Origin of the sequence: Gibbsiella dentisursi (assembly GCF_039539505.1) — a bacterium.
Taxonomy (GTDB): Bacteria; Pseudomonadota; Gammaproteobacteria; order Enterobacterales; family Enterobacteriaceae; genus Gibbsiella; species Gibbsiella quercinecans.
Genome location: NZ_BAABDG010000003.1, coordinates 517,577 through 533,108, shown reverse-complemented (window position 1 = coordinate 533,108; position 15,532 = coordinate 517,577). Strand labels below are relative to the sequence as shown.

Genomic DNA, 15,532 nt, shown 5'->3' with positions numbered 1-15,532 from the left:
TAACCTCTTACTGCGCCTGAACCCGCAGCTCGGCTGCGGAACGACTACGGTGACCCAACAATGCTTTGACATCACTGGACTTCGGCTTGACCAGCGCGAACTTCGGCGCCCATTCCGGCCAGTTGGCCAAAATCTCTTCCGCGCGCGTAGAGCCTGTCGCCTGCACGTGTTCCGTAATCAGGCCGCGCAGGTGCTCTTCGTGAATGGCCAGTTGATCGACGTCCAGCACTTCCACCAACTCTGCGTTGACGCGTTTACGGAATTCACCGTCTTCATCCAGCACATAGGCGAAGCCGCCCGTCATACCGGCGCCGAAGTTGATGCCGGTTTTGCCCAGCACGCAGACGATGCCGCCGGTCATGTATTCGCAGCCGTTGTCGCCGATGCCTTCCACCACGGTGATGGCGCCGGAGTTACGCACCGCAAAGCGCTCGCCCGCACGGCCGGCGGCGAACAGTTTACCGCCGGTGGCGCCATACAGGCAGGTGTTGCCGATGATGCTGGCTTCATGGCTGCGGAAGGCCGAGCCCACCGGTGGGCGCACCGCGATGCGGCCGCCGGCCATGCCTTTGCCTACGTAGTCGTTGGCGTCGCCGGTCAGGGTCATTTCCACACCGCCGGCGTTCCAGACGCCGAAGCTCTGGCCCGCGGTGCCGGAGAAGTGCACCCGGATCGGATCTGCCGCCATGCCCTGATCGCCATGCGCCGCAGCAATCGCGCCAGACAGCGTTGCCCCGACAGAACGATCGGTATTGCGGATATCGAAGTAGAAGGTTTTGCTTTGCTTCGCCTCGATATGGGGTTCCGCCTGCGCCATCAGCTCCTTGTTCAGCAGCCCCTGGTCAAACGGCGGGTTGCTGCCTTCGGTGCAGTACAGGGCTTTACCCGGATGCGGCGTGGCGGTTTGCAGCAACGGCGCCAGATCTAACTTGTGTTGCTTGGCTGAAATGCCTTCCAGCTCCGTCAGGAACTCGGTGCGGCCAATCAGATCCACCAGTTGGCTCACGCCCAGCTCCGCCATGAGCTCGCGGGTTTCACGCGCGATGAAGCGGAAATAGTTTGTCACGCGTTCCGGCAGGCCGTGGAAATGGTCGCGGCGCAGCTTCTCATCCTGCGTGGCGACGCCGGTCGCACAGTTGTTCAGGTGGCAGATACGCAGGTATTTGCACCCCAGCGCCACCATTGGGCCGGTGCCGAAGCCGAAGCTTTCCGCGCCGAGGATCGCCGCTTTAATGATGTCGGCGCCGGTTTTCAGGCCACCGTCCACCTGCAGGCGGATTTTGTGGCGCAGGCCGTTGGCCACCAGCGCCTGCTGGGTTTCCACCAGGCCCAGTTCCCACGGGCAGCCAGCATATTTGACGGAGGTGAGCGGGCTGGCGCCGGTGCCGCCGTCGTAGCCGGCGATGGTGATCAGATCGGCATAGGCCTTGGCCACGCCGGTGGCGATGGTGCCGACACCCGGTTCAGAAACCAGTTTCACCGAAATCACCGCCTTCGGGTTCACCTGCTTCAGGTCAAAGATCAGCTGAGCCAAATCTTCGATTGAATAGATATCATGGTGCGGCGGTGGCGAGATCAGGGTTACGCCCGGTACCGAATAGCGTAGCTTGGCGATATACGGGGTGACTTTATCACCCGGCAGCTGGCCGCCTTCGCCCGGCTTGGCGCCCTGCGCCACTTTGATCTGGATAACGTCGGCGTTAACCAGGTAGGCCGGGGTGACGCCAAAGCGGCCAGAAGCTACCTGTTTAATGCGCGATACTTTGTTGGTGCCGTAGCGCGCCGGGTCTTCACCGCCTTCGCCGGAGTTGGAGAAGCCGCCGAGGCTGTTCATCGCCAGTGCCAGTGACTCATGGGCTTCCGGGGAGAGGGCGCCGATGGACATCGCCGCGGTATCAAAGCGTTTGAACAGCGATTCTGCCGGCTCCACCTGATCCACCGGGATCGGCGTGCCCTGCGGTTTGATCGCCAGCAGATCGCGCAGCATCGCCACCGGGCGTTCGTTCACCAGCTTGGCATAGGCCTGGTAATCATTGTATTCGCCGCTGTGCACTGCTTTTTGCAGCGTACTGACCACGTCCGGGTTGTAGGCGTGGTATTCGCCGCCGTAGACGAATTTCAGCAGGCCGCCCTGTTCGAGCGGTTTGCGTTTCAGCCAGGCGCGCTTGGCCAGGTTTTGCAGATCCTGCTGGAAATCGCTGAAGCTGGCGCCGCCGATACGGCTGACCACGCCCTGGAAGCAGAGGTTAGTCAGATCGCGGTGCAGGCCGACGGCTTCAAACAGCTTGGCGCAGCGGTAAGAGGCGACGGTAGAAATGCCCATCTTGGACATAATCTTGTACAGCCCCTTGTTGATGCCGTTGCGGTAGTTGAGCATCACGTCGCGGTATTTTTTATCGCCCATCGCCTGGGCATCCACCAGACTGGCCAACGTTTCGTAGGCCAGATATGGGTAGATAGCGGTGGCGCCGAAGCCCAGCAGCACCGCAAAGTGGTGCGGATCGCGCGCGCTGGCCGTTTCGACAATGATGTTGGCGTCGCAGCGCAGGCTCTTTTCCACCAGGCGGGTTTGCAGGGCGCCAACGGCCATCGGCGCCGGCACTGGCAGGCGGCTCGGGCTGATGGCGCGATCGGACAGCACCAACAGCACTGCGCCGGCGCGGACTTTCTGCTCCGCTTCTTCGCACAGTGCGTGGACTTTCTGTTCCAGATCTTGTTGTGCCGGATCGAAGGTCAGATCGAGAGTTTCGACCTGGTAGTGTTCCCCTTCCAGCGAGGTCAGCTGTTTGAAATCGGAATACAGCAGGATCGGCGATTTGAAGCTCAGGCGGTGCGCCTGGCCTTCGGCTTCGCAGAAGACGTTCATTTCGCGGCCGATGCAGGTGGCCAGCGACATCACATGCGCTTCGCGCAGCGGATCGATCGGCGGGTTGGTCACCTGGGCGAACTGCTGGCGGAAATAGTCATAAATGATGCGCGGGCGGCTGGAGAGCACGGCAAACGGGGTATCGTCGCCCATTGAGCCGGTGGCTTCCTGGCCGTTTTCGCCCAGCACGCGGATCACCTGATCCAGCTCTTCGCTGGTGTAGCCGAATTGCTTCTGGTAGGTTTCCAGCTGCGCGTCATCCAGCTCGCGGGTGCCCACCTGCTCATCGGACAGCTCTTCGAACGGCACCAGGCGTTTGACGTTCTTTTCCATCCACTCTTTATACGGGTGGCGGCTTTTCAGATCGTTATCGGTTTCGCCCGAGTGCAGGATGCGGCCGGCGCGGGTGTCGATCACCATCAGTTCGCCAGGGCCGACGCGGCCTTTTTCCACCACTTCATCCGGCTGGTAATCCCAAATGCCGACTTCGGAAGCGCAGGTAATCAGCTTGTCTTTGGTGATGACATAGCGCGCCGGGCGCAGGCCGTTGCGATCCAGATTACAGGCCGCATAGCGCCCGTCGGACATCACGATGCCGGCCGGGCCGTCCCACGGCTCCATGTGCATTGAGTTGAAATCGAAGAAGGCGCGCAGCTCCGGATCCATATCCGGGTTGTTTTGCCATGCCGGCGGCACCAGCAGGCGCATGGCGCGGATGATGTCCATCCCGCCGCTTAGGAACAGTTCCAGCATGTTGTCCAGCGAGCTGGAGTCAGAGCCGGTTTCATTCACAAAGGGCGCGGCGTCGCGCAGATCCGGGATCAGCGGAGTTTTGAATTTGTAGGCGCGGGCGCGGGCCCATTGGCGGTTACCGGCAATGGTGTTGATCTCGCCGTTGTGCGCCAGGTAGCGGAACGGTTGTGCCAGCGGCCAGCGCGGCACGGTGTTGGTTGAAAAGCGCTGGTGGAACAGGCAGATTGCCGATTCCAAACGCAGATCGGCCAGATCGAGATAAAAGCGCGGCAAATCCGCCGGCATGCACAGGCCTTTATAGATCGTCACCAGGTTGGAGAAGCTGCAGACGTAGAAATCCTTATCGGTGACGCGTTTCTCTATGCGGCGGCGCGCCATAAACAGGCGGCGTTCCATATCACTTTGCAGCCAGCCGGCAGGGGCGTTGACGAAAATTTGCTCAATACGCGGCAGGGAAGAGAGGGCGATTTCGCCCAAAACGTCCGGGTTGGTCGGCACTTCGCGCCAGCCAACGATCGACAGCGTTTCGTTCTGCAACTCTTCTTCCACAATGCGGCGGCTGGCACGGGCTTCTTCCTCATCTTGGCTAAGGAACAGCATGCCCACGGCGTAGTTTTTGGCCAAGCGCCAGCCGCGCTCTTCCGCAACCATACGGAAGAAACGATCGGGTTTTTGCAATAACAGGCCGCAGCCGTCGCCGGTTTTGCCGTCGGCAAGGATTGCGCCACGGTGCTGCATACGGGCCAGTGCGTGAATGGCGGTGCGCACTACCTTGTGGCTCGGTTCGCCTTCTATGTGGGCGATCAGGCCAAAACCACAGTTGTCCCTATCTTGGGATTTATCGTACAACATAATCAGTGAACCTCCCCAGGCTCTGTGCGACTCCCATAGCCGGTTTACGAGCTGCCTTCTTATATCCGGGCGGCTGTCAGGCGGCGCTATTTCTAACGTCCATCAGCACGTTTGCCCTTCGTTAGCAGCCTCTCGTGACGGCTATCACAAGTGGTTAATGACTTGTTTTCAGAGGGAGTCTTAAATTACTGCATAAATATGACGAGACGACGTGATCTTTGTCCGTCTAGAAAGCTTCCAGTGGACTTCCAACTTAGCGAGAAAGATTACGCAGGTCAAATATAGGGGTAAATGGCGCTTGCAGACGAAAAATGGCAGTTAATAGATTGAAAATTATATTATTTACCACCTGTTTTATGCTTATGAGTTATTGGTGCAAGTAGACGGAAATGTGAACTGTATCACTATAGTGCAAGCCCTGAATCTCTGCACCATGCTAGTGCGAATGGGAATGGTGGCGTTTTATGCTGATAAACTCAATTTGGGCGATTTTTGTCACTGTTTTTAATGCCGTTGTCATATTGGCCGTCATCCCCCGTGCAAAATTAAAAAAATCATTGCGCGTTCAGTGCGTTTATTTGCATTTATGTTGAATGATTATTCATTCGCATTTTTCGGGGGTAAGGCAGGTTGATCTCTGTCATCGCGGGAAAAGCCGTTTGTCATTAGCATCGGCGGCTTTGAATAGAAAGAGCGCTCAAAATTATGCAGTTGCCGGAATTAGTCAATACGTTTGGTGCGGATCTTCAACGCCGTTTTGGCGAAAAGATCCATAAACTCACGCTGCACGGCGGGTTTAACTGCCCCAACCGCGATGGCACGCTGGGGCGGGGCGGCTGCACGTTCTGCAATGTGGCGTCGTTCGCCGATGAACAAATGCAGCAGCAGAGCATCAGCGAACAATTGGCGGCGCAGGCGCACAAGGTTAACCGGGCAAAACGTTACCTGGCTTATTTCCAGGCGTATACCAGTACTTATGCAGAAGTGGCGGTACTGGAAGCGATGTATCGTCAGGCGTTGCAGCAGGCGGATATGGTGGGGCTGTGCGTCGGCACCCGGCCGGACTGCGTGCCCGTGGAAGCGCTCGATCTGCTGGCGGGCTACCGCGATCGCGGTTATGAAGTGTGGCTCGAGCTGGGGTTGCAGACGGCGCACGATAAAACACTGAAACGTATCAACCGCGGCCATGATTTCTGCTGTTACCAGCAAACCACGCAGCGGGCGCGTGAACGGGGCCTGAAAGTGTGCTGCCACCTGATTGTCGGGCTACCCGGTGAGACGCACGCTGACCATCTGGCGACGCTCCAGGCGGTGGTGGCCTGCGGCGTGGATGGCATCAAGCTGCACCCTTTGCATATTGTGGCCGGCAGCACCATGGCGCGCGCCTGGCAGGCCGGGCGCATTGCTGAACTGCCGCTGGATGAATATGCAGCCAGCGCCGGCGAAATGATCCGCCATACCCCCGGCGAGGTGGTTTATCACCGCATTTCCGCCAGCGCGCGGCGGCCAACCCTGCTGGCACCATTATGGTGCGAAAACCGCTGGAACGGCATGCAGGCGGTGGGGCACTACCTGCAGCAATACGGCGGCCAGGGATCGGCGCTGGACGCGCCGTTGCACTACCGCCCGTGAGCGCGGCCTGGCGCACAATCTTTCTCTATCCGTCGGCGTTTGGCGCCTTATCTCCCCGTGTTTTGCGGTATGATTCAGTCATTATGTTTTTGGGGAGCCGCTCATGAAGCAAATCCGGGTATTAGCCCAGTATTACGTTGATCTGATGGTGAAACTGGGGCTGGTGCGTTTTTCGCTGCTGTTGGCCTCGGCGCTGGTGGTGCTGGCCATGTTGGTACAGATGGCGGTGACCATGCTGCTGCGTGGCGAGGTCGAAAGCATCGACGTGGTGCGCTCTATTTTCTTCGGCCTGCTGATAACCCCTTGGGCGGTCTATTTTCTATCGGTCGTGGTCGAGCAACTGGAAGAGTCGCGCCAGCGGCTGGCCAGGCTGGTGGATAAGCTTGAAGAGATGCGCAACCGCGATCTGCAACTGAATCAACAACTGCAAGACAACATTACCCAGCTCAATCAGGAAATCGCCGACCGCGTGAAGGCGGAAGAAGAGCGCCTGCAGGTGATGGATAAGCTTAAGGAAGAGATGGAACAGCGCGAGATGACGCAGATTGAGCTGGGCCAACAGTCGGCGCTGCTGCGCTCGTTCCTGGATGCCTCGCCGGACCTGGTGTATTACCGCAATGAAGACAAAGAGTTTTCCGGCTGCAACCGCGCGATGGAGCTGCTAACCGGCAAGAGCGAAAAACAGCTGATCGGCCTGACGCCGAACGATGTCTACGGCAAGGATATCGCCGATAAAGTGGTCGAAACTGATGAAAAAGTGTTCCGCCATAATGTTTCGCTCACTTATGAACAGTGGTTGGTCTATCCCGATGGCCGTAAAGCCTGTTTTGAACTGCGCAAAGTGCCGTTTTACGATCGCGTCGGCAAACGCCACGGGCTAATGGGCTTTGGCCGCGATATTACCGAGCGTAAGCGCTACCAGGACGCGCTGGAGAACGCCAGCCGGGACAAGACCACCTTTATCTCAACCATCAGCCACGAGCTGCGCACGCCGCTTAACGGCATCGTTGGGCTTAGCCGCATCCTGCTGGATACCGATCTGAACGAGGAACAGCAGAAATACCTGAAGACGATTCACGTTAGCGCCATCACGCTTGGCAACATCTTCAATGACATCATTGAGATGGATAGGCTGGAGCGGCGCAAGGTACAGTTGGATAACCAGCCGATTGATTTTACCGGCTTCCTGGCGGATCTGGAAAACCTCTCCGGGCTATTGGCCCAGCCGAAAGGCCTGCAGTTTGTGATGGAGCCGCAGTTGCCGTTGCCGCACAAGGTGATCACCGACGGCACGCGCCTGCGCCAGATCCTGTGGAACCTGATCGGCAATGCCGTGAAGTTTACCCCGCAGGGGCGGATTGTGGTGCGTGTGCGCTGCGAGCAGCCGGATATTCTGTTGTTTGAGGTCGAGGATTCCGGCATGGGGATCCCTGCGGATGAGCAGGAAAAGATTTTCGCCATGTATTATCAGGTGAAGGATCAGCGCGGCGGGCACCCGGCGACCGGTACCGGCATTGGGCTGGCGGTCTCTAAGCGCCTGGCGCAAAGCATGGGCGGCGATATCACGGTGAAAAGCGAACCCGGCCACGGCTCATGCTTTACGCTGGCCATCAAGGCGCCGGCCGTGGAGGACGAGGTGAATGAGGCGCAGGAAGAGGATGATTTGCCGCTGCCGGCGCTGCATATCCTACTGGTGGAAGACATTGAGCTGAATGTGATTGTGGCACGCTCGGTGCTGGAAAAGCTTGGCAACAGCGTTGAGGTGGCGATGAACGGCCACGACGCGCTGGCGATGTTCGATCCGGACGAATTCGATTTGGTGCTGTTGGATATTCAACTGCCGGATATGACCGGCCTGGATATCGCGCGCGAACTGCGCCAACGCTACGCCGGGCAGTCGTTGCCGCCGTTGATTGCGCTGACCGCCAACGTGCTGAAAGACAAAAAAGAATATCTTGAAGCCGGAATGGATGACGTACTGAGCAAACCGCTGTCTGTGCCGGCGCTCACCCGGGTGATTCAACACTATTGGGATCATCAACCGGCACAGATCCCCCCTCAAAATACGGAGCACAAGGCGATGCAGATTAATGAAGCGCTACTGGATACCGCGATGTTGGAACAATACATGGAGCTGGTTGGGCCGCAGTTGATTCACCAGAGCCTGGCGGTTTTCGAACAGATGATGCCTGGCTATCTGGCGGTGCTGGATTCCAATATGACGGCGCGCGATCAGAAAGGCATTGTTGAAGAGGGCCATAAGATTAAAGGGGCCGCGGGATCGGTCGGGCTGCGTCACCTGCAACAACTGGCACAACAGATTCAAACGCCAACATTGCCGGCATGGTGGGATAATGTGCAGGAATGGGTTGATGAACTGAAACAGGAGTGGCGTAACGACGTGGCGGTGCTGCGTGTGTGGGTTGAGAACGCTGAAAAAAAATAACCCCGGCCTGAGCCGGGGTGCGCGAATATTGCGCCAACACCAGGGAAATCATTAACCTGCGTAGTTGTTTTTTCTATTTTCATCTCGCAAGCCGTTACAAGTTGTCTACCATCATACCGCTAACGGCGGGGTAAATGTAAGTCTTGTTGTAAGTTGATTCATTAAAATGTGTGATGTGGATTGGCATTTGTAAATTTAACTGGCGCGCCAGGCACCGGTCTTGATGGGGAGAATGGGGCATGAAACAGGTTGGAGTGGTACTCAGTGGATGTGGTGTTTATGACGGTTCGGAGATCCACGAAGCGGTATTAACCTTGCTGGCATTGGACCGGGCCGGGGTGCAGGCGGTGTGTTTTGCGCCCGATAAGCCACAACATGTTGTTATTAATCATGTATCTGGTGACGCTATGCCGGAAGTGCGTAATGTGCTGGTGGAATCGGCCCGTATCGCCAGGGGCAAAATCCAACCGCTGGCGCAGGCCGATGCCGCGTTTTTGGACGCGCTGATTATTCCCGGTGGTTTCGGCGCGGCGAACAATCTCAGCACTTTTGCCAGTGCGGCGGAAGAATGTCATATCGATCCCGATTTGGCAAAGCTCGTGCAAAAAATGCATAAGTTGAATAAACCAATTGGGCTGATATGCATCGCCCCGGTGCTGTTGCCGAAATTGCTCGATCGGCCGGTGCGCTTAACCATCGGCAACGATCCCGATCTGGGTGAGGTGATTGACGCTATGGGCGGTGTGCCGGTGACTTGCCCGGTGGGCGATATTGTCATTGATAATGAGAATAATGTGGTGACAACGCCGGCCTATATGCTGGCCCAATCCATTGGCGAAGTGGCGCAGGGGGTGGATAAGCTGGTCGCGCGGATAGTGGAACTGGCGAATGCGTAACTCTTCTCGTGGCCTGGTAACGCGTGCTTTGGGCTGGTTGAAGCGCGGCGTTATTGCCGTTGTTGGCCTGTGGCTGGTCGGGATCGTGTTTTTCGCCTTCCTGCCGGTGCCGTTTTCCGCCGTGATGGTTGAGCGGCAGGTGAGCGCCTGGCTGCGCGGTGATTTCAGCTATGTCGCCCATTCCGACTGGGTGCCGATGGATGACATTTCACCTTACATGGCGCTGGCGGTGATTGCCGCTGAAGATCAAAAATTCCCCGACCACTGGGGGTTTGATATCGAAGCGATTGAAAAGGCGTTTAGCCATAACGAACGCCGGCCGGCGCGTATTCGCGGCGCTTCAACGCTGTCGCAGCAGACGGCAAAAAACCTTTTCCTGTGGGACGGCCGCAGCTGGCTGCGCAAAGGGCTTGAAGCGGGCGTCACCAGCGGCATTGAGCTGGTCTGGACCAAGCGGCGGATCCTGACGGTATACCTGAATATCATTGAGCTGGGCAACGGTGTGTTCGGCGTGGAAGCGGCGTCACAGCGTTTTTTCCACAAACCGGCCAAGCGTCTTACCGCTTCGGAAGCCGCGCTGCTGGCGGCGGTCTTGCCCAACCCGCACCGCTTTAACGCCGCGGCGCCTTCAGGCTACGTGATCCAACGCCAACAGTGGATACTGCGTCAGATGCGGCAACTGGGCGGCGAAGGATTCTTAAAGGAAAACAAGCTGGATTAACCCGTTAAACACGTCCTGATAAGGCACTCTCCTCTGTTATCTACAGAAATTGGCCGTTGGGGTTGTTGAGTATTTTCCTACGCACTAACAGAGGGCGAGAGTGAGTCACTTACTGTAAAGACGGCTTCGGACTGCTCCCTCTCCCTGCGAAGATCGGCTATTGATATTAGTGAACTTTTGTCTATGAACTACCAGAGGGCGAGATTGAGTCTCTTACTATAAAGACGACTTCGGGCTGCTCCCTCTCCCTGCGAAGATCGGCTATTGATATTAGTGAACTTTTGTCTATGAACTACCAGAGGGCGAGATTGAGTCACTTACTGTAAAGACGGCTTCGGGCTGCTCCCTCTCCCTGCGGGAGAGGGTTGGGGTGAGGGCTATTTCACATAGGTAAACGCAGTCGTGACATGCTTCACGCCGCTCACCTGGCTGGCGATCTGGGCCGCGGACTGCCCTTCCTGCTGTGTAACCAGGCCCAGCAAGAACACTTCGCCATTCTCGGTCGTCACCTTCACATTGGAAGATTTCACCGTGTCGCTGGTCAGCAACTGTGAACGAACCTTCGTGGTGATCCAGGTATCTGACGACGCGGTGCTCAGGCTAACCGGCGTGCCCTGGCGGATTTCGTTATACACTTCGGTTGCGCCATCAACCCCCATGGCGATCTGTTTCGCACGGCTTGAAAGATCCGTCGTCGGCGCCTGCCCGGTCAACAACACCTTGCCTTTATAGGCGGTGGCGACCACGCGGGCATCTTTCTTCAGTTGTTCGTCCTTACTCAGCGCGTTTTCAACCCGCGCTTCCAGCGTACCATCATCGACCTGCGTGCCGATGCTGCGGGGATCGGTCGCGGTTTTGGTGGCAACGGCGGCGCTGCCGACGACAACTGCGCCGACACAACCTTGTAACAGCAGGGCGCTGAACAGCACTGCAAATGTGGCTTTAAGCTTCATCTCAGTTCCTTAATCGTCCTGGTGAGGAAACAACGTGTTATCTATCAAATCACACAGGCAGTTCACGGTTAGCATATGCATTTCCTGAATACGTGAGCTCCGGTGTGACGGGATACGGATTTCAACATCCTGTTGGCCGAGCAACCCCGCCAACTCTCCGCCGTCGTAACCGGTAAGTGCGACGATAGTCATATCGCGCGTTACCGCGGCTTCGACCGCCTTCACAATATCACGGCTGTTGCCGCGGGTGGAAATTGCCAGCAGCACGTCGCCGGCATGGCCCAGCGCCCGAACCTGCTTGGCGTAGATTTCATCGTGCAGCCGATCGTTGGCGATGGCGGTCAGCACCACGTTGTCGGCGTTGAGCGCAATGGCCGGCAGGCTGGGGCGTTCGGTTTCAAAACGGTTGATCATGCTGGCGGCAAAATGCTGGGCGTTGGCCGCCGAGGTGCCGTTGCCGCAGCACAGGATTTTATTGCCATTGAGCAACGATTGAACCAGCGTCATCGCCGCGCGGGAGATGGCATCCGGCAGCGCTTCCGCTGCCGCTATCTGGGTTTGGATGCTTTCGGTAAAACAGACTTTGATTCTATCCAGCACGTTGTTTTAATCCACGAGTTCAAAGGGCCAACCGGCACCGGTATTAATCCGCATTGAAGGCATTGGGTATCCATTCTAACTGGTTACCGGTGAAGGCCAATACATCAAAACGGCAAGCTGATGTGTCAAAACTGGCTCCGCGCCCTGCCAGCCAAACGGCGGCGGCGTGCAGCAAGCGCTGTTGCTTGCGGTAGGTCACGCTGGCGGCCGCGCCGCCAAATGCGGCATTGCGGCGGTAACGTACTTCAACGAAGACCCAGGTTTGTCCATCACGCATAATGAGATCGAGCTCACCGCCACGCAGCGCCACGTTGGCGGCGATGAAGGTGAGCCCGGCGCGTTCCAGATAGCGGCGGGCCTGTAATTCATAGCCCGCCCCCTTGGCGCGTTGGCTCAGGAGACCGGAACGACCATTCCCTGACGGTATTGCAGCCAAGGGAGTTTCCTGTTGATGACGCAGTTCGGCGAAGAGGTCAACACGCCGGTAGTGCCAGAAACCTGGAACCCCGGCAACTGGCGCATTTCAGCAAAGTGATTGGCCAATGTCCAGGCATCTATGCCCATGGCGTACAAACGAACCAGCGAGTAGTCGCTGTGGAATTTCGCACTGGCCTGCTGCAATGCCTGCGGGTTGGCGCCGGCCAACAGCGGAATATCGCTGAACTGCAGCCCTTCCATTTCCAGGCGGAAGTCCGGGCCTGCGCCGGCCTGGTAGCTGCGGGAGCTGGCATACATCGCCGGTTTGCTGCGTGATGACGTGGTCATGTCGATCATCGGCTTAATCAGGGTCAACTGCGCCTGGCTGGCGACGATATACACGGCGTCAACGTTGCCGTCCGTGGTTGGCGCTTCGCTCGGCGGCGCTGGGATAGTCAGCCCGGCAATGGTCACCGACTGTGCCGCTGGCACGCTGGTGGCAACAGGCGTGCCGGTCATGCGGATCCCGCCGCTGTTGACCATCTGGCGCAGATCGCTGGTGGAGCCAATGCTTTGTTTTAATACGCTCTGGCCGCCCAGCGCCTGCCACTCTTGTGCAAAGGCGTTGGCAACCCGATCGCCGAATGTGCCGTTCGGCACCAGCAGCAGAGGCTGGCGTTTTTGCTGTTCCCAGATGTGGTGGGCAGCGTCGCGCGCTTCGTCTTCCGGCGCCAGGGCAAAGTAGCAGATGTTCGGCGCGTCTTTCGGCGTTTCCGGCTGATTCAGCGCTAAGACGTTCAGGCTGGTGGCGGCGGTGGAAATCTGATCAACTTCGTTTTTCAGCAACGGCCCGACGACCAGCGTGGCGCCGTCTTGCTGCGCCTGTGCCAGCAAGGCAGGCAGCGGCTGGCTGGTGGTGTCGTACACTTTCACCTGGGCATTGGCGGCCTGCGGCGGCGTGATTGGCGCTGGGGTGGCGGCCGGTTGGGCCACCGGCGTGGAGGCGTTATCCACCGCCGGGGCCGAAGGGCTCACCGCGCCGTCGGCATTGGCATCGGCGGTGCTGCCTGGCGCCACCTGCGGGGTTGCCGCCGGCTGTGGCTGCGGTTGAGCCGGCGCAGAAAGGGCTACACCGTTTTTCCCGTCTTCAAACCCTTGCTGAATGGCGTCGGCAAACACTTTGGCCTGGCCGTTCAGCGGCAGCAGCAGGGCGATTTTCGCCGTTGATGCCTGCGAGAAGTTCATCGCCTGGGTTAACGCGTTCGGCAGGCTTTTCGCCGCCGGATTTTGCGGATAGCGGTTTTGCCAGTCTTTGATGGCGGCCTTCAGCAGATCCGGATCCTGCCGGTTGTCCTGATAGACGTGCAGCAGATCCAGCCAGCCTTGCAGCACGTTTTCGTCAGCATTGATCACTAGGCTGTTCATCTCTTGCGTGCTTAGCCCCAGCAGCGCCTGCCAGGTTTGATCCAGGTTGTCCTGGTGGGCTTTGTCGGCCAGCAGCGGTTCCTGCGCGATATAGGCGCGGATCAGCGGCAGCGAGGCTTTACCCTGGTTGGCGGCAATCTGCGCTTGATAAAAACGCACGCGCTGGTTGGGGGATAACTTGCTGCTGTCGATGCCACCTAGCGTGGCGATAGCGGCGGCCTGATCTTTATTGGCCAACTGCAGTTCGGCGGTCAGCAACTGGCGTTCGGTTTGCTGTGAGGCGCTAAGATTTTGTGGCAATGCGCCCAGTTGCGCGTTGGCCTGGGGCAGTTTGCCTTCGCGTGACAATGCGCGAATCGCGAGTAATTGCCAGTCAGCCTTGTTATCATCACTGCTTTGCTGCAGCTGTTGCAGATAATAATCAGAGCTGGCGCTCGCGGCGTCCTGGATATTGGCGGGCGGCGACTGCGGGGCCTGGCCCGGGCAGCCGGCCAGTAAGAAGGCTGCCACGATAACAGGCACAAAACGCCCTGCTTTGGTACGAACGAATGTTGATGAAAGCATACTGTATCCAGTGATGTTTTTTTCAAGATGCTCAATATTAAATCGGCAATCCGGATGAAACAATGAATCAACACCAACAATCAGTCATTTCTGCATCAACGCTGTACGTGGTGCCCACGCCCATCGGCAATCTGGGGGATATCACCCATCGTGCATTAGAGGTGCTGAAAAGCGTTGATCTGATTGCGGCGGAAGATACGCGCCACACCGGTTTGTTGCTGCAACATTTCGCGATTAACGCGCGGTTGTTTGCCCTGCACGATCATAATGAACAACAAAAGGCGGATCAGTTACTGGCCAAGCTGCAGCAGGGCCAGAGCATTGCGCTGGTTTCCGATGCCGGTACGCCGCTGATTAACGATCCTGGTTATCATCTGGTGCGGCGCTGCCGCGAGGCCGGCGTGCGCGTGGTGCCGCTGCCGGGCGCCTGCGCGGCGACTACCGCACTGTGCGCCGCCGGGGTGCCTTCCGATCGCTTCTGCTATGAAGGTTTCCTGCCGGCGAAGACCAAGGGGCGCAAGGATACTCTGCTGGCGCTGGCAGAGGAACCTCGCACCCTGATTTTCTATGAATCCACCCATCGTCTGCTGGAAAGTTTACAGGACATGGTCACCGTCTGGGGGCCAGAACGCTACGTGGTGCTGGCGCGCGAGCTGACCAAAACCTGGGAGTCGATCCACGGCGCGCCGGTGGGGGAACTGCTGGCCTGGGTGCAGGAAGATGAAATGCGCCGCCGCGGCGAGATGGTGCTGATTGTTGAAGGTCACAAGGCGGCGGAAGATCAGCTGCCGCCGGAGGCGCTGCGCACGCTGGCGCTGTTGCAGCAGGAGCTGCCGCTGAAGAAGGCGGCCCAACTGGCGGCCGAGATCCACGGCGTGAAGAAAAATGCCTTATATAAGCATGCGTTAGCGCAGCAGACGGATAATTAATCGGCAGACGGCCGCGATGTGGTAGCGGCAGGTATACAAGCCGCGCCAAACCGCCTATAATCCGCGCCGGAGTTGACCAGACAGTCGCCGCTTCACTGCCGTCCCTTTGGGGGAGACAGGTGGAGGGGAGGAAAGTCCGGGCTCCATAGGGCAGGGTGCCAGGTAACGCCTGGGGGGCGCAAGCCCACGACTAGTGCAACAGAGAGCAAACCGCCGATGGCCTGCGCAAGCGGGATCAGGTAAGGGTGAAAGGGTGCGGTAAGAGCGCACCGCGCGGCTGGCAACAGTTCGTGGCACGGTAAACTCCACCCGGAGCAAGGCCAAATAGGGGTTCACATGGTACGGCCCGTACTGAACCCGGGTAGGCTGCTTGAGCCAGTGAGCGATTGCTGGCCTAGAGGAATGACTGTCCACGACAGAACCCGGCTTACCGGTCAACTCCCTCTATATATAAGTAACCCCGCACGGTTTGCGCCGC

Annotated in this window: 10 protein-coding genes and 1 other RNA gene; 6 read left to right on the top strand and 5 right to left on the bottom strand. The window is 58.2% G+C overall.

Annotated elements, in window-relative coordinates:
* Positions 1 to 7: 7 nt before the first annotated feature.
* Complete coding sequence (gene gltB, locus ABFX35_RS13035; protein WP_346081506.1) at positions 8 to 4,471, bottom strand: glutamate synthase large subunit; 4,464 nt, start codon at positions 4,469 to 4,471, stop codon at positions 8 to 10.
* Between the two features lie 705 nt (positions 4,472 to 5,176).
* Between gltB and mnmL the strand changes: the two genes are divergently transcribed.
* From mnmL to mtgA, 4 genes are all read left to right on the top strand, one after another.
* Positions 5,177 to 6,103, top strand: coding sequence for a tRNA modification radical SAM protein MnmL/YtqA (mnmL, locus tag ABFX35_RS13030; RefSeq protein ID WP_346081504.1), 927 nt, complete (start codon positions 5,177 to 5,179; stop codon positions 6,101 to 6,103).
* Positions 6,104 to 6,206: 103 nt separating this feature from the next.
* A complete protein-coding gene (arcB, locus tag ABFX35_RS13025; protein WP_279027069.1) occupies positions 6,207 to 8,549 on the top strand; it encodes an aerobic respiration two-component sensor histidine kinase ArcB in 2,343 nt (780 codons plus the stop codon).
* Between the two features lie 239 nt (positions 8,550 to 8,788).
* Positions 8,789 to 9,445, top strand: a complete 657-nt coding sequence (gene elbB / locus ABFX35_RS13020; RefSeq protein ID WP_346081501.1) for an isoprenoid biosynthesis glyoxalase ElbB — start codon at positions 8,789 to 8,791, stop codon at positions 9,443 to 9,445.
* The gene (mtgA, locus tag ABFX35_RS13015; RefSeq protein ID WP_346081499.1) at positions 9,438 to 10,166 is read left to right on the top strand and encodes a monofunctional biosynthetic peptidoglycan transglycosylase; all 729 of its coding nucleotides are present in this window, start codon (positions 9,438 to 9,440) and stop codon (positions 10,164 to 10,166) included. Before elbB ends, mtgA begins: the two co-directional genes overlap by 8 nt.
* Positions 10,167 to 10,543: 377 nt before the next feature.
* Here mtgA and dolP read toward each other — a convergent pair whose 3' ends face one another.
* From dolP to ABFX35_RS12995, 4 genes are read right to left on the bottom strand one after another with little or no spacing between them, the layout of a single operon-like run.
* Entirely contained in the window at positions 10,544 to 11,119 is a 576-nt protein-coding gene (dolP, locus tag ABFX35_RS13010; protein ID WP_095847113.1) for a division/outer membrane stress-associated lipid-binding lipoprotein, read from the bottom strand.
* A 9-nt stretch (positions 11,120 to 11,128) separates the two neighbouring features.
* The gene (gene diaA, locus ABFX35_RS13005; protein WP_095847114.1) at positions 11,129 to 11,719 is read right to left on the bottom strand and encodes a DnaA initiator-associating protein DiaA; all 591 of its coding nucleotides are present in this window, start codon (positions 11,717 to 11,719) and stop codon (positions 11,129 to 11,131) included.
* A 43-nt stretch (positions 11,720 to 11,762) separates the two neighbouring features.
* Positions 11,763 to 12,116 (bottom strand): YraN family protein, encoded by a 354-nt coding sequence (locus ABFX35_RS13000; protein WP_183096598.1) that lies wholly within the window; start codon positions 12,114 to 12,116, stop codon positions 11,763 to 11,765.
* Entirely contained in the window at positions 12,113 to 14,125 is a 2,013-nt protein-coding gene (locus ABFX35_RS12995; protein ID WP_346081496.1) for a penicillin-binding protein activator, read from the bottom strand. Before ABFX35_RS12995 ends, ABFX35_RS13000 begins: the two co-directional genes overlap by 4 nt.
* 62 nt (positions 14,126 to 14,187) lie before the next feature.
* Between ABFX35_RS12995 and rsmI the strand changes: the two genes are divergently transcribed.
* Both rsmI and rnpB read left to right on the top strand, forming a co-directional pair.
* Complete coding sequence (rsmI, locus tag ABFX35_RS12990; RefSeq protein WP_121555138.1) at positions 14,188 to 15,054, top strand: 16S rRNA (cytidine(1402)-2'-O)-methyltransferase; 867 nt, start codon at positions 14,188 to 14,190, stop codon at positions 15,052 to 15,054.
* Positions 15,055 to 15,122: 68 nt separating this feature from the next.
* Positions 15,123 to 15,500, top strand: an RNA gene (gene rnpB / locus ABFX35_RS12985) — RNase P RNA component class A.
* The last annotated feature ends 32 nt before the right edge of the window (positions 15,501 to 15,532 follow it).